Here is a 19825-nt window from a genome sequence, read left to right as displayed (position 1 = left end):
CCCTGCTCGGATGCGGTCGGGTGCTCAGTGCCCGGGGGCCGGGACGGCGACACGCCGGCCCCGGGCCGACGGCGCGCGGAGGGCACTACATCGCCTCCTTGATGCCCTTGCGGATCAGCCAGGCGTTGGCCGGGTACGCGGTGACGAACCCGACGCACATGCCGATCGCCATGAGGAACCAGTAGACCGGCGAGTCGGGGTGCAGGTGCGGATCGGGGAAGAACACGAAGCTCATCAGGGCCATCCAGCCGAAGAGCCCGACCTCGAAGGCGGTCAGCGAGAGGATGTCGGCCTTCGCCGCCGCGACGATGCCCTTGCCGAAGCTCAGCCCGCGCATCGGCGCGATGGCGAAGTACTGGAACAGCAGGCCGAGCAGGACGGCCAGCACGTAGTCGCCGATGAACTCGGCCCAGAGCGCGCGGCCGGCGATGGTGATCCCGAGCGCGAAGACCGCGAACTCGGCGATGATGTCGCCCAGCGTGCAGCCGGCTCCGCAGTGGCTGACCCCGACCGAGGTGGTCGCCCAGCCCGGCTTCCCCGGCGCTTCGTGGACCCCCCGCTCCCGGCGCCACCGGGGGCTCATCGGGCGGCCGAACCGCCAGTAGCCCCACAGCCCGACCGGTCCGGCGTACAGGCAGGTGACCGGCCAGACCGCCTCCATGACCGCCATCTGCTGCCGGTGCCGGAACAGGTACGTGTCGGCGAGGACGGCGAGCGCGCAGGCGAAGCCGATCGACAGCGCCGCCCAGGACAGGACGACGAGCCAGTGGGCCGGCATCAGGCTCCCCTCCCCGGGCACCCCGTAGCGATCATTGCCATGTGCCAAGTGTTCCCACGGTCCGCCTGGTCAAACGGCGGTGGGCGGGGTCGCCGTCGTGCGGTCGGTGAGCGCGGCGAGCACCGCCTGCCCGGAGAACCAGCCCACCGGACGCCCGGTCCCGTCGACCACGGGCACCCCGTCCAGGTCGTGCCGGTCGAGCAGGTCGAGGGCCTCGGCGACGGGGACCGACGGACCCACCGTGGGCACGGTGACGGTCAGGTCGCGCACAGTTCCCCGGCCGGCGTCCCCCTCGGCAGCGAGATCGGCCACCGTGCGGGCCGGCACCAGCCCGATCAACCCGCCACCGGCGTCGACCACCGCGACGGAGCCTCGTTCGGCCGCGACCGCTCGCAGGTCGGCGGGACGGGTCCCCTCAGTGACCAGCGGCGGCGCGGCACGCATGACCCGCCCGACCGTCGTCGTCCGGGCCCAGTCCCCGCGCGACGCGTCGGGGTGGGCGGTGAGGTCGATCCCGCGGCGGCTCAGCTTGGCGGTGTAGACGCTGTCCCTGCTGAGGAGGTGGCTGACCCCGGTGGAGAGCACGACCGCGGTCATCAGCGGGAGGATCAGCCCGTACTCGCCGGTGAGCTCGAAGACGATGAGCACGGCCGTGATCGGTGCGCGGGCCGACCCGGCGAACACCGCGCCCATGCCGACGAGGGCCACCGCTCCCGGCGCGCCGATCACGTCCGGGAAGAGGTCGGCCGACGCCTGCCCGAGCGCGGCACCGAGCACCGCGCCGAGGAACAGGCTGGGGGCGAAGACGCCGCCCGAGCCGCCGATCCCCAGCGTGAGGCTGGTGGCCAGCACCTTGGCCAGCAGCAGGACCACGAGGAAGCCGATCGCGTAGCGGCCGGCGACCGCGTTGCCGAGCACGGGGTAACCGACCCCGTACATCTGCGGGACGGCGAGCAGGACCAGCCCGAGGAGCAACCCGCCGGCTCCGGGCCGCAGCCACTCCGGTCCGCGCCACACCCGGTCGCAGAGGTCCTCGACGGCGTAGAGGACCCGGGTGAACAGCACCCCGGCCCCACCTCCCAGGACGCCGAGCACCGCGAACACGGCGTAGGCCGCCAGGTGGTGCACCGTCAGCTGCGGCAGGTCGAGGAACGGCGCGTTCCCGAGGGCGGCCCGGCCGACGACGCTCGCCGCGACCGAGGAGACGACGACCATGCCGAACGAGCGGGCGGCGAAGTCCCGCAGGATGATCTCCAGCGCGAAGACCACTCCGGCGAGGGGGGCGTTGAACGTCGCGGCGATGCCACCGGCGGCGCCGCACGCGACGAGCACCCGCAGCCGGTCCTCGGGCACCCGCACCCACTGGCCCAGCGTCGAGCCGAGCGCCGAGCCGATCTGCACGATCGGGCCCTCGCGGCCGACCGATCCACCGCCCCCGATCGTGAGGGCGGAGGCGAGCGCCTTGACCACCGCCACCCGGGGCTTGATCCGCCCGCCCCGCTGGGCCACCGCGAGCATCACCTCGGGCACGCCGTGACCGCGCGCCTCCCGGGCACCCCACTGCACCAGCGGGCCGTAGAGCAGCCCGGCGACCACCGGCGTGAGGAGGACGAACCACGGACCGAGGGCCGGCCACCAGCCGTGACCCACCCGCCCCTCCGCGGAGTAGTCGCGGTAGCCGGTGAGCAGGCGGGTGATCCCGACGATCAGCCACCGGAACCCGATGGCAGCGAGGCCGGTGGACGCGCCGATGACGAGGGCGAGACCGAGCAGCCCGCCGTCCGACGTGCGCAGTGCCGCCGCCAGCCGCCGCCACGCGGGCCCTGGCGACCACGCGCGGGACGGGGAGGGAATCGGCGGGGCCACGGGTCAGGCCCGGTCGATCGCGAACGCGACCAGGAAGCCGAGGGTGGCGATGACCCCGGTCCAGGTGCGGGTCTTCTCGAACGCCTCCGGGATCATCGTGTCCGCGATCATCGTCAGGATCGCGCCGGCCGCGACGGCGGTGATCACCGCGATGACCTCCGGCGCCGCGCCACCCAGCGCGGCCGCTCCGACCAGCGAGGCCAGGCCGCTGAGGACGGCGATGCCGACCCACACGCCGAAGACATAGCCGGCCGACCGCCCGTGCGCCTTCATGCCGGCGGCGCTGGACAGCCCCTCCGGCACGTTGGAGATGAAGACCGCGGCCAGCACCGACACGCTCACCGCACCCCCGCCGAGCAGGCTCAGGCCGAGGACGACGGACTCGGGGATCCCGTCGAGCAGGGCGCCGATCGCGATGGCCAGCCCGCTGCCCGCCTGCTCCTGCTCCGAGGGCTGCTGCGCGCCCGACCGCTTGCGGTGCCGGGCGCCCCGCCGGGCGAGCGCGGCGTTCGCGCCGAGGTAGGCCAGTGCACCGCCCACGAACCCGATCGCCGTCGCCGTGAGCCCGCCGGTGTCGGCAGCCTCGGCCATGAGGTCGAAGGCGACCGCGGAGATGAGCACGCCGGACCCGAAGGCCATGACCGAGGCGATGACGCCCTGCGGGACGCGCAGCGACCAGGCGACCAGCGCGCCGAGCACCAGCGCGCCGCCGCCGAGCAGGCCCCAGAGTCCTGCCTCGAGCCAGGTGGGCACAGCTCCTCCGTCGGCGGGCGCGGGTGGGACCCCCACGTCCTGCCCATCGTTGGTGTAGGCCAAACGTTGCAACGTGCGACCGGCTGCGCGTGCCCCACCCGGCGCCACCGACGGCCGGCTGTGCGAACCTCGCGGGCGTGTCCGCGCGCCAGGTGAACGTCCTGTCCGTCCAGTCGCACGTCGCCTACGGCCACGCCGGCAACGCCTCCGCGGTCTTCCCGCTGCAGCGGCTGGGCATCGAGGTCTGGCCGGTGCACACGGTGCAGTTCTCCAACCACACCGGCTACGGCGCCTGGCGCGGCCGGGTGTTCGACGGCGAGGCGGTCGAGGAGGTCGTCACCGGCATCGCCGAGCGCGGCGTGCTGGGCGAGTGCGACGCCGTCCTGTCCGGGTACCTCGGCAGCGCGGACGTCGGGCACGCGGTGGTCGGCACGGTGGCCAAGGTGCGCGCCGCCAACCCCGACGCCGTCTGGTGCTGCGACCCGGTGATCGGCGACGTCGGCCGCGGGGTGTTCGTCCGGCCGGGCATCGCCGAGCTGCTGCGCGACGTCGCCGTCCCCCAGGCCGACCTGGTCACCCCCAACCACTTCGAGCTGGACCTGCTGACCGGGACGACGACCCGCACGCTGCCCGAGGTCAAGGACGCCGTCGCCGCGCTCCAGGCCTCCGGCCCGCGGGTCGTGCTCACCACCTCGCTGGTCACCGAGGACACCCCGGACGACGCGGTGGACCTGCTGGCCTCGGCCGGTGGCCGGCACTTCCGGGTGCGCACCCCGCGGCTGGACCTGGACGTCAACGGCGCCGGCGACGCGATCGCCGCGCTGTTCCTCGCCCAGTGGCTGGCCACCCGGTCGGCGGAGGACGCGCTGGCCCGCGCCGCCGCCTCGGTGTTCGGGCTGCTGCAGCGCACCGCGGACGCGGGCTCCCGGGAGGTCCTGCTGGTCGCCGCGCAGGACGAGTACGTGCACCCCACCCGCACCTTCCCGGTCGAGGAGGTCTGACGCCGCTCCGGTAGGAAGGTCGGCATGGCCACCGTCCAACCAGCACAGCCCGACTTCCCCACCCTCGCCGAGCTCGCCGCCGAGGAGGAGGAGCTGCAGTTCACCCGCTTCACCAACGACGACGCCTGGTCCCTCGGCGTGGCGCTGGTGACCACCGCGCGCGAGCGGGGCCTGCCGGTCGCCGTCGACGTCAGCCGGAACGGCCACCAGCTGTTCCACGCGTCGCTGCCGGGCACCGTGCCGGACAACGACACGTGGATCGCCCGCAAGGCCGCCGTCGTGCAGCGGTTCGGGCACTCCAGCCTGTACGTGCGGCAGAAGGCGATCGAGAACGGCACCACCTTCGAGGAGGTGCACCAGCTCGACCCGCAGCAGTTCCGCGCGCACGGCGGCGCGTTCCCGGTGCTGGTGCGCGGCGTCGGCCACGTCGGCACCGCCGTCGTCTCCGGGCTGCCGATGCTGGAGGACCACCGGCTGCTGGTCGAGGTGCTCCGCGCGCAGATCGCCGGTCAGTCCTCGTAGGTTGGTCCCGTGATCCTCATCGTGGTGAAGTGGCCCGTCCGCCCGGAGTACGCCGACCAGTGGCCGCAGCTGGTGCGGGAGTTCACCGACGCGGTGCGCGCGGAGCCGGGGAACCTGTTCTTCGACTGGTCGCGCAGCGTCGACGACCCGACCCTGTGGACCCTCGTGGAGGGGTTCGCCGACGACGCGGCCGGGAAGACGCACGTCGCCAGCGACCACTTCCAGAAGGCGATCTCCGAGATGCCCGACTGGGTGGCCGCGACGCCGCAGATCATCTACGTCGACGCCCCCGAGGTGCCAGGGTTCGGCCCGATGGGCGAGGTCCAGCCCCGCAGCTGACCGTCCGGCCCCGTGCCCTCAGCGCACCGGCGGCAGGCCCAGGTTCTCGCGCAGCGTCGTCCCCGGGTACTCGGTGCGGTAGACGCCGCGCTCCTGCAGCAGCGGGACCACCTGGTCGACGAACGGGTCGAGCCCGCCGGGGGTGATGTGCGGGACGAGGATGTAGCCGTCGCTGGCGTCGGCCTGCACCAGGTCGTTGATCTGCGCCGCGACGGTGGCCGGGGAGCCGACGAAGTCCTGCCGGCTGCTCATCTCGATCATCAGCTCGCGGATCGACAGGCCCTTGGCCTCGGCCCGCTCCCGCCACTCCTGCGCCACCGCGACCGGGTCGCGGTGCATCCGCACGCTGGCCCGGCCGCGGGCCACGGTGTGCTCACCGACCAGCGGGTCGACCTCGGGCAGCGGGCCGTCGGGGTCGTAGCCGGAGAGGTCGCGGTTCCAGACCTCCTCGAGCTTGCGCAGCGCCGTCTGCCCGGACACCTGCTGGCGGCGGACCTCGGCGGCGAGCTCGGCGGCCTCGGCGTCCGTCTCGCCGATGACGAAGGTGGCGGCCGGGAGGATCAGCAGGTCCTCCCGGCGGCGGCCGTACTTCTCCAGCCGCCCCTTGACGTCGGCGTAGAAGGCCTGGCCCGCCTCCTTGGTGCCGTACCGGCTGAAGATGGCGTCCGCGGCCGACGCCGCGAACTCGCGGCCCTCGTCGGAGTCGCCGGCCTGGAACACCACCGGCCGGCCCTGCGGGCTGCGCGGCACGTCGAACCGGCCGCTGATGTCGAAGTGCGCGTCGGCGTGCCGGAAGCTGCCGGCCGCGGCGTCGCGGAGGAACGTGCCGGACTCCTTGTCGGCCACGACCTCGTCGCCGCCCCAGGAGTCCAGCAGCTCGGTGACGGTCTGCAGGAACGTCCTCGCCCGCTCGTACCGCTGGTCCTGCGGCAGGAAGCCGCCGCGGCGGAAGTTCTCGCCGGTGAAGGCGTCCCAGGAGGTGACCACGTTCCAGGCCGCCCGGCCGCCGGAGAGGTGGTCGAGGGAGGCGAACTGGCGGGCCACCTCGTAGGGCTCGTTGAAGGTGGAGTTGATCGTGCCCGCGAGCCCCAGGTGCTCGGTGACCGCGGCGAGCGCGGCGAGCACCGTGAAGGTGTCGGGGCGGCCGACGACGTCGAGGTCGTAGATCGCGCCGTTCTGCTCGCGCAGCCGCAGCCCCTCGGCGAGGAACAGGAAGTCGAACCTGCCGCGCTCGGCGGACTGGGCGAACCGGCGGAACGAGTCGAACTCGATGTGGCTGCCGGCCGCCGGGTCGCTCCAGACGGTGGTGTTGTTGACGCCCGGGAAGTGGGCCGCCAGGTGGACCTGCTTGTGCACCTGCTTGGTCATCGGAGGTCTCTCAGACGGTCGCGTAGCGGTTGGTGGGGCGCGGGAGACCGAGCAGGCCGCGCAGGGTGGACGCCTCGTAGGCGGTGCGGAACAGGCCGCGGCGTTGCAGCTCCGGCACCAGGCCGGTGGTGACCTGGCGCAGGTCGTGCGGCAGCGTCGCCGGGCGCAGCCGGAAGCCGGTGAGCCCCGCCTGCGACCAGTCGGCGAGCAGGTCGGCGAGCTCGGCGGGGGTGCCGGCGAACACCTGCGCGTCGCTGGTGTACTCGGCGCCGGCGGTCTCGTCGAGGCGGGCGCGTCGGGCGCGGGCGGTGGCGGCGTCGTCGTCCAGGAACACCACCAGGTCGCCCCAGACGTGCACGGTGCCCGTGCGCCCCGCGGCCTGCTGGGCGGCGCGCACGGTGCCGACGATCCGGGCGGCGTCGGCCGCGTCGGCCGGGGTGACGAAGCCGAGGTCGGCGCTCGACGCGACGAGCTCGAAGGGCACCTGCTGGTGGGCGAGCGCGGTGACCAGCGGCTGGCCCTGCGGCGGCCGCGGGGTGATCAAGGGGCCCTTCACGGAGAAGTGCCGGCCGGCGAAGTCGACGTAGTGCAGCTTCTGCCGGTCGACGAACCGGCCGGTGGCGACGTCGCGGACCTCCGCGTCGTCCTCCCAGCTGTCCCAGAGCCGGCGGAGCACCTCGACCCAGTCGGCGGCCTCGGCAAAGGCGTCCTCGAGGTCCGGCGCCGGACGCCGCCCGACGTGCGCCGCCTCCGCGGGGCTCAGGCTCACCTTGACCCGGATCCCGGCGCGGCCGGTGCTGACGTAGTCCAGCGTGGCGATCGCCTTGGACAGGTGGAACGGCTCGGTGTGCGTGACCACGGCGGTCGGCACCAGCCCGATGCCGCTGGTCACCGGGGCGACGCGGGCGGCGACCTGGACGGCGTCCAGCCGGCCGCGCACCTGGTCGGTGCGGTCGTCGTCGGCGGACCGGTCGGTGGACTGCAGCGACAGCGCGTCCTCGAAGGTCACCAGGTCCAGCAGGCCGCGCTCGGCCTCCTGCACCAGGTCGACCCAGTAGCGGGGGGTGAGCAGCTCGGCGGGCCGGGCGTCGGGTTCGCGCCAGGCGGCGGGGTGCCAGCCGGCGCCGTCGAGGGCGACAGCGAGGTGCAGGGGCTCGGGGCGGGCGGGCGTGGACACGGCGGGGACTCCAGGGAGGTCAGGCGGCAGCGGGCACGGCAGCGGGGACGACGGTGCGCCACAGCGACCGGGCGAGGGCGTCGTTCTGCCGGAAGAAGGGGGCGTTGGTGCGGGGGCGGGCGAAGGCGGCGACCTGCGCGCCCGACGTCCAGAAGCCGACCGCGAACAGCCGCTTCTGGGGCCGGCCGACGGCGTCGACGACGTGCTGGGCGGCGTCGACGTGCAGCCGGCCGGTGCCGTGGTCGCCGAGCACCTTCTCGGCCGCGACGCCGCGGGTGACCAGCGAGCTGACCAGCGGGTCGGGCGTGGCGGCGACCGCGGGGGCGGGCAGCCGCGACTCGACCATCGCCCGGGCCTCGACGGCGCCGGGCACCGACGGCGAGGTGGCCCGGAAGACGCCGGCGGAGTCGTCGAGCTCGAACCGGGTGTCGGCGCCGAGGAAGCGGACGACGCCCGCCTCCGACAGCGCCAGCAGCTCCTGCAGGCGGGGCGCCGGCGGGCCGCTGGCCAGGTAGCTGAACAGGTTCATCCACCAGCCGTTGACGTCCTCGGCCTCCGCGCGCGGGGTGAGCCGCCCGGCCGCGACGAGGCCGGCGAGCGTGCCGTGGCAGAACAGCAGCGCGGTGAAGACGGCGGCGTCGCTGCTGTGCGCCGGGTCGGCGGCGCGGCCGAGGTCGGCGCGGACCAGGCCGCGCACGGCCTCCTGCAGGGCGTCGGCGGTGGCGAACCGCGCGCCGGCGAGCGGCCGGTCGCGGGTGGCGAGGTCGAAGCGGTCGGCCGGGTCGGGGACGGCGGCCTCGACCAGCGCGGTCAGGTCGCCGCCGGCCGCGTAGGCGTCGGCGAACTCCGCCCACGGCAGCGCCGTCCGCTCGGGATGGGCGCGGAACAGCTCGGTGTAGTGCGCCCAGCCGAGCTCCCGGGCGATCACCGGGGCGAGGTCCGCGCGCAGGTCGAGCGGGCGGTGCCCGAACTGCTCGGTCAGCGCCTCGGGGGTGAAGAAGCGCAGCGGCACCGGCGGCCCCGGCCACACGTAGCCGAGCTTGGCCCGGTAGGGCACGCCGCGGCGGGAACCGACGTGCAGCACCGGCTCCTGCCCCGAGGGCAGGTACCGCAGCCCGCCGCCGGCCGGCTCGAAGCGGCCGCCCCGGCCGCTGGTGAGCAGCACCATGAGGTCGACGAAGGCCAGGCCTGCGCCGCGCACCAGCACCGGCTCCCCGGGCGCGAGCTGCGACAGGTCGAGGTCGGCGGTGTACCCGGTCGGCACGTAGTGCGCCCCGGCGGCCGCGGCCCGGACCTGCACGGCCCGCTCCGCGGGGGTGGCGTGCGCGTCGAGGTGCCCCTGGGCCAGCACGGCGGCATCCGCGGTGAGCAGCCGGCCGTCGGCCAGCTCGACGGCGACGCCGTCCGGGCGCACCCGGACGTCGACCGCCCGCTGGGCGTGCAGGTGGACGTCGGCCCACGGGCGGGCGGTGTCGACCAGCCGGCCGAGCACCCACCCGAGGTAGGCGCTGACCAGCGGCCGGGAGGGGAAGCTCGTGGGCGTCGCCCGCCGGGCCTCCTCCCCCACCGGGTCGCCGGCCGGCAGCTCGCGGCCGACGGCCTCGATCCACTGCCAGAGGGTGGTGCTCATCCCGACCGGCCCGTCGACGGTGACCGAGGCGTCGGGCAGCACGGTGACGTCGGCGGCGAGCGAGTTGGCCCACAGCAGCGACGGCTGCGCGGCGCGCCAGACGCGGCCGCCGCCCGGCGGGTGCGGGTCGACCAGGTGCACCTGGAGGCGATGGCCGTCGCTGAGCTCGGCGGCGTTGGCGACCAGCCGCTCCAGCAGGCCGATCGCGGTGGGGCCGGCACCGACGAGGACGACGGCGGGGCCGGGGTGGGCGGGGTGCGGCGCAGGGACGTGCGGGGCAGGGACGTGCTGGGACACGGGAGCTCCGGGAGGACGGGTCAGCGGGAGGTCGGGGGCTCCTCCGGCCGACACTGCGCGCTCGCCGTGCGGAGCAGGTCGACGTGCCGCCGGGAGACCAGCGCGGTGCCGGGCACGGGCGGTCCTCCTCCTGGTCGTCGGTCTGCGGTCCTGAACGGGCAACCGGCCGTCCGGGCGGGGTTGTTCCCGCCGGCGGCGCGTCCGGTGCCGGATATGTCTACCAAGACGATCGGGATTGACGGAAGCCGGGTCGTGCCCCTAGTGTCCCGGCCCAGGTCCTGAGTGCCAGCGCGAAGCCCCGGTTTGCTGGCCGGCAACCCTCCCTGCGACGGGGTGCCCCGGGTGACGACCCGGCGGCACGCGACCCGCGTGCCGCAAGCGCAGCCGCCCCCGTGGGGGCACGAACGAGGAGCCAGTCCCGTGGGAGATCGAAGCACGCGCCGCCTGCGCGCCGTGTCGCTCCTGCTGGTCGACCGTCCCGTGGTCGACCTGCACCGCACCTGCAGCGCTCTCTGTCGCTGACGCGCGCGCTCCCCTCCCCCTCCTCCCCAGCACGCCACCGGACGCCGCAGCGGCGTCCGGTGGCGTGCGCCCGCACCCTGGAGTCGTCTCCGCATGTCCGCACCCCCGCCTGCCCTCGATCTGCGGGCAGTCACCGTCGCCCCCGACGACCCGCTCGCCGCGCCGCTGTTCGCGGAGCTCGCCGCCGAGTACGACGCCCGCTACGGCGACCTCTTCGGCGGCGCCGGCGAGGAGCTCACCCGCTACCCGGCCGCGGAGTTCCTGCCGCCGGACGGCGAGCTGGTGCTGCTCCTCGAGGACGGCGCCCCGGTGGCCGGCGGCGCCTACCGCCGGCACCCGGACCCCGGCACCGCGGAGGTGAAGCGGATGTGGACCGCGGCCGCCCACCGCCGCCGCGGCCTGGCCCGCCGGGTCCTCACCGAGCTGGAGGACCGCGCCGCCGCCCGCGGCTACGCCCGGATGTACCTCACCACCGGCCCCCGGCAGCCCGAGGCGGTGGCGCTGTACCTGGCCGCCGGGTGGACGCCGCTGTTCGACCCCGCCGTGCCCCGCCCCACCGACAGCGAGCAGCTGCGCGCCCTGCCCGTCGCGCAGCGGCTGTACGCCTTCGAGAAGCCCCTCCGAGGAGACGCATCGTGACCACGCTCGAGACCCGGCCCGCGGCCGGCACCGCGGCACCGCCGCCCGGCACGCCGTACGACCGGCTGAGGGTCGTGCCGGCCCGCCACCCCGGCCGCTGGGTCGCCACCGCCGTCGTCGCCGTGCTGCTGGCGATGGTCGCGCACTCCCTGGTGACCAACCCGCGGTGGGAGTGGGACGTCGTCACCGCCTACCTCACCGAGACGTCGATCGTGAAGGGCGTCGTCACCACCATCGAGCTGACCCTGGTCACCGCGGTCATCGGGTTCGCGCTCGGCACGGTGCTGGCGCTGATGCGGCTGTCGCGCTCGCCGCTGCTGCAGGCGGTCAGCTGGGGCTACACCTGGGTGTTCCGCTCGGTGCCGCTGATCCTGCAGCTGCTGCTCTGGTACAACCTCGCCTACCTCTACAAGACCCTGGACTTCGGCATCCCGTTCGGGCCGTCGTTCGGGTCGGTGCAGACGCTGGACCTGATCGGCAAGTTCGGCGCCGCCGTGCTGGGGCTGGGGCTGCACCAGGCCGCCTACTCCGCGGAGATCGTGCGGGCCGGCATCCTCTCGGTCGACCAGGGGCAGCTCGAGGCGGCCGCCTCGCTGGGCATCCCGAAGCGCCGGCAGACCACCCGGATCGTGCTGCCGCAGGCGATGCGCACCATCGTGCCGACCGCGGTCAACGAGGTGATCGGCCTGTTCAAGGGCACCTCGATCGTCTACGTGCTGGCGCTGGGCGAGCTGTTCTACACCGTCAGCGTCATCTACGGCCGCACCCAGCGGGTGCTGCCGATGCTGCTGGTCGCCGCGATCTGGTACGTCGTCCTGACCACGGTCGTCACGGTCGTCCAGTACTACGTGGAGCGGCACTACTCCCGGGGTGCGGTGCGGGTGCTGCCCCCGACACCGCTGCAGCGGCTGCGGGGCAACCTCACCGCGGGCCTCACCCGGGTGCGCTCCCTGCGGGAGGTGTCCCGGTGACCGCGGCCCTGGGGTCGGCCCCCGGCCGGGTCGAGGTGCACGGCGTGCACAAGAGCTACGGCGGCGTCGTGGTGCTGCACGGGGTCGACCTGGTCGTCGAGCCGGGCACCGTCACCGTCGTCCTCGGCCCGTCGGGCTCGGGGAAGTCGACGCTGCTGCGCAGCATCAACCACCTGGAGAAGGTCGACCGCGGGTTCGTCGCGCTGGACGGCGAGCTGGTCGGGTACCGCCGCAAGGGCGACGCCCTGCACGAGCTCAAGGAGCGGGACCTGCTGCGGCAGCGCACCGCCTTCGGGTTCGTCTTCCAGGCGTTCAACCTGTTCCCGCACCTCACCGCGCTGGAGAACGTCGTCGAGGCGCCGGTCTCGGCGCAGGGCCGGTCGCGCGCCGAGGTGCAGGTCGAGGCCCGGGAGCTGCTGGCCCGGGTGGGGCTGGCCGACAAGGCCGACGCCCACCCGCGGCAGCTGTCCGGCGGGCAGCAGCAGCGGGTGGCGATCGCCCGCGCGATGGCCATGCGGCCCAAGGTGCTGCTGTTCGACGAGCCCACCTCGGCGCTGGACCCCGAGCTCGTCGGCGAGGTGCTGCGGGTGATCGAGGACCTCGCCTCCACCGGCACCACGATGGTCGTGGTCACCCACGAGATCGGGTTCGCCCGCCGCGTCGCCGACCAGGTCGTCTTCATGGACGGCGGCCGGGTCGTCGAGCAGGGGCCGCCCGAGCAGGTGCTCGACGACCCGCAGCACGACCGCACCCGCGCCTTCCTCGCCCGCGTCCTGTAACCGCCCCGCACCCCTTCCGGACGTGCGCCGCTGCGCCGTCCGTCGATGACACCTGCCCTGACGAGGAGAACGATGTCCGTCCGCACCCGCAGAGCCCCGCTCGTCGCCGTCCTGACCGCCGTCTCCGCCCTGGCGCTGAGCGCCTGCAGCAGCTCGAACGAGATCGAGGAGAAGGCCGCCATCGAGGCCGGCGGCCAGCCGCTCACGGTGGACACCGGCCCCGAGCAGCAGCGCATCCACACCGACGCCGACCCGGACGCCGAGGCGCTGGTGCCCGACGCGGTCAAGGCCGACGGCGTGCTGACCGTGGCGACCACCCCGTTCAGCGCCCCGCTGGACTTCTACGCCGACGACAACGCGACGCCCATCGGCAACGAGACCGACATCGCCCAGCTCGTCGCCGACGCCCTCGGACTCGAGCTGCAGCTGGTGCCCACGGCCTGGGAGAACTGGCCGCTGGCCACCCGGTCCGGCCAGGTCGAGGTGACCGTCTCCAACGTCACCGTCACCGAGGCGCGCAAGGAGCTGTTCGACTTCAGCTCCTACCGGGTCGACGACCTCGGCTTCCTCGCCCAGGCCGGCTCGAAGCTGCACATCACGAAGCCGGAGGACGTCGCCGGGCTGACCGTCGCCGTCGCCTCCGGCACCAACCAGGAGAAGATCCTGCTCGCCTGGGACCAGGCGAACCAGGCCAAGGGGCTCGAGCCGGTCGACGTCCAGTACTTCCAGAACGACGGCGACACCACCCTCGCCCTGCAGTCCGGCCGGATCGACGTCTCCTTCGGCCCGAACGCCACCGCCGCCTACAAGGCAGCGACCTCGCCGGACGACTTCGAGGTGGTCGGCACGGTGAACGGCGGCTGGCCGCGCACCGCGCAGATCGCCGTCGCCACCGCCAAGGGCAACGGCCTGGCGCCCGCCGTCACCGCGGCCCTGAACGCGGCCATCGCCGACGGCAGCTACGCGGAGGTGCTCGACCGCTGGGGTCTGTCCAGCGAGGCCGTCGAGAAGTCCGAGACCAACCCCGCCGGCCTCCCGGCGTCCTGACCCTCCGTCCGAGAAGGAAGACCCCACCCCGTGTCCCGCACCCGCACCGCCCTCGCCGTCCTCCCGCTCGCCGGCGCGCTGCTGCTCTCCGCGTGCAGCAGCTCCGCCGAGATCGAGGCCGACCAGCAGACGAAGTCCAGCAATGCCGGCGCCACCAAGGCGCTCGTCGTCGACACCAGCCCGGAGCAGAAGGGACGGGTGCACACCAAGGAGGACGCCGCCGCAGCGGAGCTCGTCCCGCCGTCGATCGCCGCCGACGGCAAGCTGACCATCGCCGTCGCGGGACTCGGTGCGCCGCCGCTGGGCTTCCTGGCCAGCGACAACTCCACCGTCGTCGGCAGCGAGGTCGACATCGCCTCGCTGGTCGCCGATTCGCTCGGGCTCCAGCTCGAGGTGCAGAACATGTCCTGGGAGCAGTGGCCGCTGGCCCTGCAGAGCGGCGGCGTCGAGGCCGTGTTCTCCAACGTCGGTGTCAACAAGGCCCGGTTGGAGCTGTTCGACTTCGCCACCTACCGGCAGGGCGTCATGGCCTTCACCACGGCCCCGGACAGCACGCTCACCTTCAAGGAGGCCAAGGACATCGCCGGGCACACCATCGCGGTCGCCTCGGGGACCAACCAGGAGCGCATCCTGCTCGACTGGAACGAGCAGAACGAGGCGGCGGGGCTGGAGCCGGCGCAGCTGCAGTACTTCGCCAACGACGCCGACGTGCAGCTGGCCCTGCAGTCCGGCCGGATCGAGGGGTACCTCGCACCGAACCCGAGCGCCGTGTACCAGGAGTCGCTCGGCAAGGTGCGGATCGCCGGCACGGTCAACGCCGGCTGGCCGAACACCACCTACGTCGCGGCCACCTCGCTCAAGGGCAACGGCCTGGTCGACGCGTTCGAGGCGGCGCTGCAGCACACCTTCGACGACGGGTCGTACCGGAAGACGCTCGAGCGGTGGGGGCTGTCCGGCGAGGCGGTCGACAAGCCGGAGATCAACCCGCAGGTGGCGTCCTGACCGGGTAGCGCGTGGGCAGGTGCCGCTACCGCCGTTGCGGGTGGCCGACCTCGCGCTCGGCGTGCCGGCCGACGCGGCGCCGTTCGCGCTGGGCGCGCACGCGGTCGGGAGCGGCTCGGCCACCGGCTGACGCCGGCCCGCTGGTGCACGACGGCCCGCTTAGATGTCCTGACGTCCCGGTCGGCCGGGCCGTCCCGAGTTGTCCACAGGCCGCATCTCCGATGGTCAGCTGCCCGACAGGCCAATAGAATCGAACATATGTTCGATCCTCTGGCCACCGACCTCGCACCCGGTCCTGCGTACGCGGACGCGGCTGCCCGGCTGCTCACCGCCACGGGGGCCGCGTGGTTCGTCGCGGCCGGCGGACGGGTCGAGACGGCGGACGGGGAGCCGAGCTGGTTCCTCGACTGGGATGACGGCGGCGAGGGCACTGCCGCGGCGGACGAGGAACTCGTGGCCGTCTCCACCGGCCTCCGGAGCTCGCTGGAGACCGGCGCGGGCCTGCTCGACGAGGTGCGGCACGAGGAGCGGGTGGTCGCCGCCGCACAGGCACGGCAGGCGCGGGCCGTCGCGCGGTTCTGCCGGTCCCGCCCCGCCACGGCCGACCGGCCCGACGAGGAGGTCGGCGCTGCTGCGGCGGCCACCCGGGCCGCCCGGCACCCAGCACTGCTGCCGGTGAGCGAGTGGGCCGTCGACGAGCTCTCCACCGCGCTGTCGGTCACCTCCGCGCGGGCAGAGCGGCTGATGGTGCAGTCGCTGCTGCTGACCGACCGGCTGCCCGCGACGCTCACCGCGCTTGAAGCCGGGGCGCTGACCTGGGACCACGTCGCGGTGCTCTGCGAGGTGCTCGGCCCGCTGTCCGACGACGTCCGCGGCGACGCCGAGACCCGGGTGCTGCGCCGGCTCGGCACCAAGACGCCCACCCAGCTGCGGGCCGCGGCCCACCGGGTGGTGCAGCGGCTGGACGGCCAGGCGATCACCCGCCGGGTGGAGGCTGCGCTGCGCGAGCGAGGGGTGCAGGTGCACCCGACCGGCGACGGACTCGGCACGCTGTCGCTGACCAACTTGCCGCTGCCGGTGCTGCGCGCCGTGCAGGACGCGCTGCGGCAGTACGCCGACGCGGCGAAGGTCCCCGGCGACGAACGCACCCGGCAGCAGCGGATGGTCGACTGCATGGTCGGCTTGGTGCTTCGGCCGGGCGAGCACGGCCTGTCGCCGGTGCAGGCGCAGCTGACGATCATCGCGACGGTGCGCACCCTGCTGGGTGGCGACGACCCGGGCGAGGTCGGCGGCGACGTCGTCCCCGCGGCGGTGGTGCGTGCGCTGGCCCGCACCTTCGGCCTGCTGCCGGTCGAGGACGACGAGCTCACCGCGACCCCGCCCGCCGCGCCGGAACCCGCTCCCCCCACCGAGCCGGACGCACCCACCGAGCCACCCGCCCAGCCCAAGGCCGAGCGCGTCGATGCCGAGCGCGTGGACGCCGAGCGCGTGGACGCCGAGCGCGTGGATGCCGAGCGCGTGGATGCCGACGCCGGCCGTGCGGTCCCGGGCGACACCTCGGCGACCGCACTGCGCGACCTGCTGTGGATGCGCACGCTGTCGGGCACCGCGCTCGCGGAGCGGCCGCACGTCGCCCTGGTCGACGAGCTGACCGGGCAGCTGCTGGCGCTCACCGACGCGACCGCGCTGCGCGCCGGGCGGGCGCTCGGCCCACCACCGCCCACCGACGCCTACGAACCCACCGCGGAGCTCACCCGGCACCTCCGGCAGCGCGACCGGCGCTGCCGCTTCCCGGGCTGCCGCCGGCCCGGGCGGCGGTGCGACCAGCACCACCTGGTGCGCTGGCCGGAGGGCAGCACGTCGGCGGAGAACATGTGCTGCCTGTGCCGGCACCACCACCGGCTCGTGCACCAGGCGCCCGGCTGGCAGCTGCACGCCCTGACCGGCGGTGCGCTCCGGTTCACCACTCCGACCGGCGAGGTGCTGATCAGCTCCCCGCCGGGACCGGACGACGACGACCCGACGGTCCACCGGCTCGGGTCTCCGCCGACCGGTCCACCGGCCGATGACCCGCCGCCGTTCTGACCGGCAGCGTTCTGACCACCCGCGCAGCTGCCGGCCGCGCCGCGCCCGGCCCGGGTCGCGGAACCCGGGCCGGACCGACGGCGCCCACGGCGGAGGGTCAGCCGACCGGCTTCTTCTCCCCGGCCCCGATGGCGATCGGCAGCCGGTTCTCCGCCGGCGGCAGCGGGCAGGTGGCGAACTCCGTGTAGGCGCACGGCAGGTTGGTGGCCCGGTTGAAGTCCACCGTGACGGTGCCGTCGGCGGCCGGCGGGGCGACGACCAGCGCGCGGTTCGCCGCGTACGTGGTCACCCCCGACGTCGCGTCGGTGAACAGGATGAACAGGCTGCCCGCCGCGGTCGGTCCGTTGAACGCGGTCAGCGAGAACGGCTGCCCGTCGAGCTCGAACTCCACCCGCCCGAGGGCGTCGTACACGTGCTGCAGCCCCTCGACGACCGCGCCCACCGTCGTCGGCCGCGGCTCGTCGAAGGGCACGTACCGCCCGGTGACCGCCCACCGCGGGTCGGCCGGGTAGGCCGGGGTGCCCGGGTACTCGACGCGCACCGGGTACGAGGGGTGCCGCGGCCGGACGACGTCCGACCCACCGCGCTTCGCCACCTCGATCACCGCGTCGCCGAACCCGGCGTTCACGCCGCCGCGCTCCGGGATGACCCCGAACGAGTGCTCACCGGTCACGGTGCGGCCCTCGACGACGAGCGACTCCCCCTCGGCCAGCCGCACCACGGGCCCGCCGGGGCCGGTCCACCACTCCCCCGGCGCACCGTCGATCCGCTGCGGCTGGTCGGTCAGCCAGTGCAGCCCGGTGATCGCCAGGAAGCCGTGCCCGTCGGCGCGCACCCGCTCGTGCTGCTCGTGCCACTCCGCCCACTCGGCGGCGAAGGTGTCGGTGTCCAGGACGGTCATGCGCTGTCTCCTCGGTCGCTGTCTGTGGGGGTGTCCGCGACGGTCAGGCCGGGAGGGCCGACCGGTTCCAGGTGCTCGTGTACTCCAGGCCGCTGCGGCGGAACAGCTGCGTCACCGGGCAGCGCCGCTCGGTCTCGGCCGCGAGACGCTCGAACGTCGCCTCGTCGGCGTCGGTCTCCACCGACACGGTCACGGTCACCGCGTCGAAGTTCGCATCGCCGTCGGCCCCGCGCACCATGACGGCGGTGTCCAGGTCGCCGCGCACGTCGAACGACCACGCCCCCAGCGCGACGCCCAGCTCCTTCGCCACCACGCTGCCGGTGACCTGGTTGCACGAGCTCAGCGCGGCCAGCACGTAGGACAGCGGGCTCGGCGACGCGTCGCGGCCGCCGAACGCCGGGTAGGTGTCGACCTCGAACGTGTGCCCGGCGTCGCCGCCGACGACGACGCGCTGCAGCACGCCGGTGCCCGACGCGGTGTGGGTGAACGGGACGACGCTGGCCTTGGGCCGGACGGTGGTCACGCGGGTGCCCCTCTGCTCGGAAGACGGATGTGCTCGGAAGACGGGTGGGTCACGCGTGCTGGGCCGGGCCGCAGCCGGCACCGCGCTGGGCGCCGGCCACCAGCGGCCGCGGGTCGTCCACCGGCTGCCAACGCCCGGCCACCTGCGCGTACTCCGCCCGCGGACCCCGGGTGAGGTAGGTCGCAACAGCCTCCAGCAGCCGGTCGACGTCCGCGCTCGTGGTGCCCACACCGACGCTCGCCCGCAGCGCCCCCTCCGGGACGCCGAGCCGCGCCAGCAGCGGGTGCGCGCAGAACCGGCCGTCGCGGACCCCGATCCCGTGCTCGGCCGACAGGTACGCGGCCACCAGCCCCGGGTCCGCGCCCTCGACGGTGAAGCTGACGACGCCGGTCGGTTCCCCGGAGTCCGCCCAGATGCGCAGCACCCGCACCTCCGGAAGCTCGCGCAGCCCGTCGACCAGCCGCTCGCGCAGCACCCGCTCGTGCTCGACCAGCGCGCCGTCGGGCAGCGCGGCCAGCGCGTCGCACGCCGCGGCGAGCGCCACCGCACCCAGCACGTTCGGCGAGCCGCCCTCGTGCCGGTGCGGCGCCGCCACCCAGCGGGTCTCCTCCACCGTCACCTCGGCGACCGCCCCGCCACCGGCCAGGTACGCGGGGGCGGCGTCCAGCCAGTCCCGCCGGCCGACCAGGGCGCCGGTGCCGAACGGCGCGTACAGCTTGTGCCCGGACAGCGCGACGTAGTCGGCGCCGGTCGCGGCCAGCGAGAACCGCCGGTGCGGCAGCAGCTGCGCGCCGTCGACGACCACCCGGGCGCCCGCCGCGTGGGCCAGCTCCACGACGTCCTCGACCGGCAGCGCCTCGCCGGTGACGTTCGAGGCCCCGGTGACCGCGACCAGCGCGTACGGCGCGGCGGCGAGCTCGGCGCCCAGCAGCCGCAGCGTGTCCGCGACCGTCGGCGCCGCGGGCAGCACGGTCACCGGCCCCCGCCGCCGCTGCCACGGCAGCAGGTCCGCGTGGTGCTCGACGTCCAGCACGAGCACCGCCGCCCCGTCGGGCACGCAGCCGGCCAGCAGGTTGAGCGCGTCGGTCGTGTGCCGGGTGAGGACGGCGACGTCGTCCGCGCGGGCGCCGACGAAGCCGGCCACCGTCGCGCGGGCGTCCTCGTACGCGGCCGTCGACAGCTGGGACAGCCACCCGGCGCCGCGGTGCACGCTGGCGTACCGCGGCAGCGCCTCGGTGACGGCAGCAGCGACCACCTCGAGCGCCCGCGAGCTCGCGGCGCCGTCCAGGTCGGCGTAGGTGGTCTCGCCCCCGGTCACCAGCGGCACGCGGGTGGCGGCCCCCACCAGGGGCAGCAGCGGCGCGGCGACGGCGACCGGGGCGGGACAGAGGAGTGCAGCGGACACAGCGGTGCTCCAGACGGGTCGGGGACCCGGGGCACGGGTCCGCGCTTGCGGCTGCGGGGTCGCAGCCGCCCGGTCGTCACCCGGGGCACCCCATCGCGGAGGAGGGTTGCCGGCCAGCAAGCCGGGGCTTCGCGCTGGCACTCGTGACCTGCCGACAGACTGGCACGGGGAGGCGACAGCCGTCAATTCCCATCATCTTGGTGCGGATATCGTGTCGCCG

Annotated in this window: 19 protein-coding genes and 2 riboswitches; of the genes, 9 read left to right on the top strand and 10 right to left on the bottom strand. The window is 74.7% G+C overall.

Annotated features, from left to right (window positions below):
* Positions 1–85 precede the first annotated feature (85 nt).
* The 3 genes from AB0J00_RS08480 to AB0J00_RS08470 all read right to left on the bottom strand — a co-directional run bounded on the left by AB0J00_RS08480 (position 86) and on the right by AB0J00_RS08470 (position 3397).
* Complete coding sequence (locus AB0J00_RS08480) at positions 86–778, bottom strand: DUF4396 domain-containing protein (protein WP_357742974.1); 693 nt, start codon at positions 776–778, stop codon at positions 86–88.
* Between the two features lie 69 nt (positions 779–847).
* The gene (locus tag AB0J00_RS08475) at positions 848–2644 is read right to left on the bottom strand and encodes a chloride channel protein (protein WP_357742972.1); all 1797 of its coding nucleotides are present in this window, start codon (positions 2642–2644) and stop codon (positions 848–850) included.
* A 3-nt stretch (positions 2645–2647) separates the two neighbouring features.
* Positions 2648–3397: a ZIP family zinc transporter gene (locus AB0J00_RS08470; protein WP_357742969.1), complete on the bottom strand. Its 750-nt coding sequence runs from the start codon at positions 3395–3397 to the stop codon at positions 2648–2650.
* A gap of 137 nt (positions 3398–3534) precedes the next feature.
* Between AB0J00_RS08470 and pdxY the strand changes: the two genes are divergently transcribed.
* The 3 genes from pdxY to AB0J00_RS08455 are packed head-to-tail and all read left to right on the top strand — an operon-like array spanning position 3535 to position 5259.
* Entirely contained in the window at positions 3535–4398 is an 864-nt protein-coding gene (gene pdxY / locus AB0J00_RS08465; RefSeq protein WP_357742967.1) for a pyridoxal kinase PdxY, read from the top strand.
* Positions 4399–4422: 24 nt separating this feature from the next.
* On the top strand, positions 4423–4920 hold the full coding sequence (locus AB0J00_RS08460; protein WP_357742964.1) for a heme-degrading domain-containing protein: 498 nt from the start codon (positions 4423–4425) through the stop codon (positions 4918–4920).
* 9 nt (positions 4921–4929) lie between these two features.
* Complete coding sequence (locus AB0J00_RS08455; RefSeq protein WP_357742961.1) at positions 4930–5259, top strand: putative quinol monooxygenase; 330 nt, start codon at positions 4930–4932, stop codon at positions 5257–5259.
* Between the two features lie 18 nt (positions 5260–5277).
* Here AB0J00_RS08455 and AB0J00_RS08450 read toward each other — a convergent pair whose 3' ends face one another.
* The 4 genes from AB0J00_RS08450 to AB0J00_RS08435 are packed head-to-tail and all read right to left on the bottom strand — an operon-like array spanning position 5278 to position 9847.
* The gene (locus tag AB0J00_RS08450) at positions 5278–6627 is read right to left on the bottom strand and encodes an NtaA/DmoA family FMN-dependent monooxygenase (RefSeq protein WP_357742958.1); all 1350 of its coding nucleotides are present in this window, start codon (positions 6625–6627) and stop codon (positions 5278–5280) included.
* A 10-nt stretch (positions 6628–6637) separates the two neighbouring features.
* Positions 6638–7804, bottom strand: coding sequence for an LLM class flavin-dependent oxidoreductase (locus tag AB0J00_RS08445; RefSeq protein ID WP_357742956.1), 1167 nt, complete (start codon positions 7802–7804; stop codon positions 6638–6640).
* A gap of 19 nt (positions 7805–7823) precedes the next feature.
* Positions 7824–9731, bottom strand: a complete 1908-nt coding sequence (locus AB0J00_RS08440) for an FAD/NAD(P)-binding protein (RefSeq protein WP_357742953.1) — start codon at positions 9729–9731, stop codon at positions 7824–7826.
* Positions 9732–9751: 20 nt separating this feature from the next.
* Complete coding sequence (locus tag AB0J00_RS08435) at positions 9752–9847, bottom strand: putative leader peptide (RefSeq protein ID WP_357742950.1); 96 nt, start codon at positions 9845–9847, stop codon at positions 9752–9754.
* 158 nt (positions 9848–10005) lie between these two features.
* A riboswitch (SAM riboswitch) is annotated at positions 10006–10118 on the top strand.
* 228 nt (positions 10119–10346) lie between these two features.
* Between AB0J00_RS08435 and AB0J00_RS08430 the strand changes: the two genes are divergently transcribed.
* The 6 genes from AB0J00_RS08430 (at position 10347) to AB0J00_RS08405 (ending at position 16776) form a co-directional block, all read left to right on the top strand.
* Positions 10347–10892 carry a GNAT family N-acetyltransferase gene (locus tag AB0J00_RS08430; RefSeq protein ID WP_357742947.1) on the top strand — a complete coding sequence of 182 codons (546 nt, stop codon included), beginning with the start codon at positions 10347–10349 and terminating at the stop codon, positions 10890–10892.
* Positions 10889–11863 (top strand): amino acid ABC transporter permease, encoded by a 975-nt coding sequence (locus tag AB0J00_RS08425; protein WP_357742945.1) that lies wholly within the window; start codon positions 10889–10891, stop codon positions 11861–11863. The genes AB0J00_RS08430 and AB0J00_RS08425 overlap by 4 nt, the downstream gene beginning before the upstream one ends.
* Positions 11860–12642 carry an amino acid ABC transporter ATP-binding protein gene (locus AB0J00_RS08420; RefSeq protein ID WP_357742942.1) on the top strand — a complete coding sequence of 261 codons (783 nt, stop codon included), beginning with the start codon at positions 11860–11862 and terminating at the stop codon, positions 12640–12642. The genes AB0J00_RS08425 and AB0J00_RS08420 overlap by 4 nt, the downstream gene beginning before the upstream one ends.
* Before the next feature lie 72 nt (positions 12643–12714).
* On the top strand, positions 12715–13689 hold the full coding sequence (locus AB0J00_RS08415) for an ABC transporter substrate-binding protein (RefSeq protein ID WP_357742939.1): 975 nt from the start codon (positions 12715–12717) through the stop codon (positions 13687–13689).
* A 30-nt stretch (positions 13690–13719) separates the two neighbouring features.
* A complete protein-coding gene (locus AB0J00_RS08410; protein WP_357742937.1) occupies positions 13720–14691 on the top strand; it encodes an ABC transporter substrate-binding protein in 972 nt (323 codons plus the stop codon).
* A 258-nt stretch (positions 14692–14949) separates the two neighbouring features.
* Positions 14950–16776 (top strand): DUF222 domain-containing protein, encoded by a 1827-nt coding sequence (locus AB0J00_RS08405; protein WP_357742934.1) that lies wholly within the window; start codon positions 14950–14952, stop codon positions 16774–16776.
* 97 nt (positions 16777–16873) lie between these two features.
* Here AB0J00_RS08405 and AB0J00_RS08400 read toward each other — a convergent pair whose 3' ends face one another.
* Genes AB0J00_RS08400 through AB0J00_RS08390 form a run of 3 tightly spaced genes read right to left on the bottom strand, consistent with a single transcriptional unit; the run spans position 16874 to position 19605 of the window.
* Positions 16874–17677: a DUF1684 domain-containing protein gene (locus AB0J00_RS08400; protein WP_357742931.1), complete on the bottom strand. Its 804-nt coding sequence runs from the start codon at positions 17675–17677 to the stop codon at positions 16874–16876.
* A 43-nt stretch (positions 17678–17720) separates the two neighbouring features.
* Entirely contained in the window at positions 17721–18200 is a 480-nt protein-coding gene (locus AB0J00_RS08395) for an OsmC family protein (protein ID WP_357742929.1), read from the bottom strand.
* Positions 18201–18249: 49 nt separating this feature from the next.
* On the bottom strand, positions 18250–19605 hold the full coding sequence (locus tag AB0J00_RS08390) for an aminotransferase class V-fold PLP-dependent enzyme (RefSeq protein WP_357742926.1): 1356 nt from the start codon (positions 19603–19605) through the stop codon (positions 18250–18252).
* A gap of 36 nt (positions 19606–19641) precedes the next feature.
* A riboswitch (SAM riboswitch) is annotated at positions 19642–19754 on the bottom strand.
* Between the last annotated feature and the right edge of the window lie 71 nt (positions 19755–19825).

It is taken from the genome of Modestobacter sp. NPDC049651 (assembly GCF_040659695.1).
In the GTDB taxonomy this organism is placed as follows: domain Bacteria; phylum Actinomycetota; class Actinomycetes; order Mycobacteriales; family Geodermatophilaceae; genus Modestobacter.
This window is presented reverse-complemented; position numbering and strand designations above follow the sequence as displayed.

Coding starts and splice junctions, on each gene's coding strand:
- AB0J00_RS08480 (WP_357742974.1), bottom strand. CDS start 778: ATGCCGGCCCACTGGCTCGTCGTCCTGTCCTGGGCGGCGCTGTCGATC.
- AB0J00_RS08460 (WP_357742964.1), top strand. CDS start 4,423: ATGGCCACCGTCCAACCAGCACAGCCCGACTTCCCCACCCTCGCCGAG.
- AB0J00_RS08450 (WP_357742958.1), bottom strand. CDS start 6,627: ATGACCAAGCAGGTGCACAAGCAGGTCCACCTGGCGGCCCACTTCCCG.
- AB0J00_RS08430 (WP_357742947.1), top strand. CDS start 10,347: ATGTCCGCACCCCCGCCTGCCCTCGATCTGCGGGCAGTCACCGTCGCC.
- AB0J00_RS08415 (WP_357742939.1), top strand. CDS start 12,715: ATGTCCGTCCGCACCCGCAGAGCCCCGCTCGTCGCCGTCCTGACCGCC.
- AB0J00_RS08405 (WP_357742934.1), top strand. CDS start 14,950: ATGTTCGATCCTCTGGCCACCGACCTCGCACCCGGTCCTGCGTACGCG.
- AB0J00_RS08400 (WP_357742931.1), bottom strand. CDS start 17,677: ATGACCGTCCTGGACACCGACACCTTCGCCGCCGAGTGGGCGGAGTGG.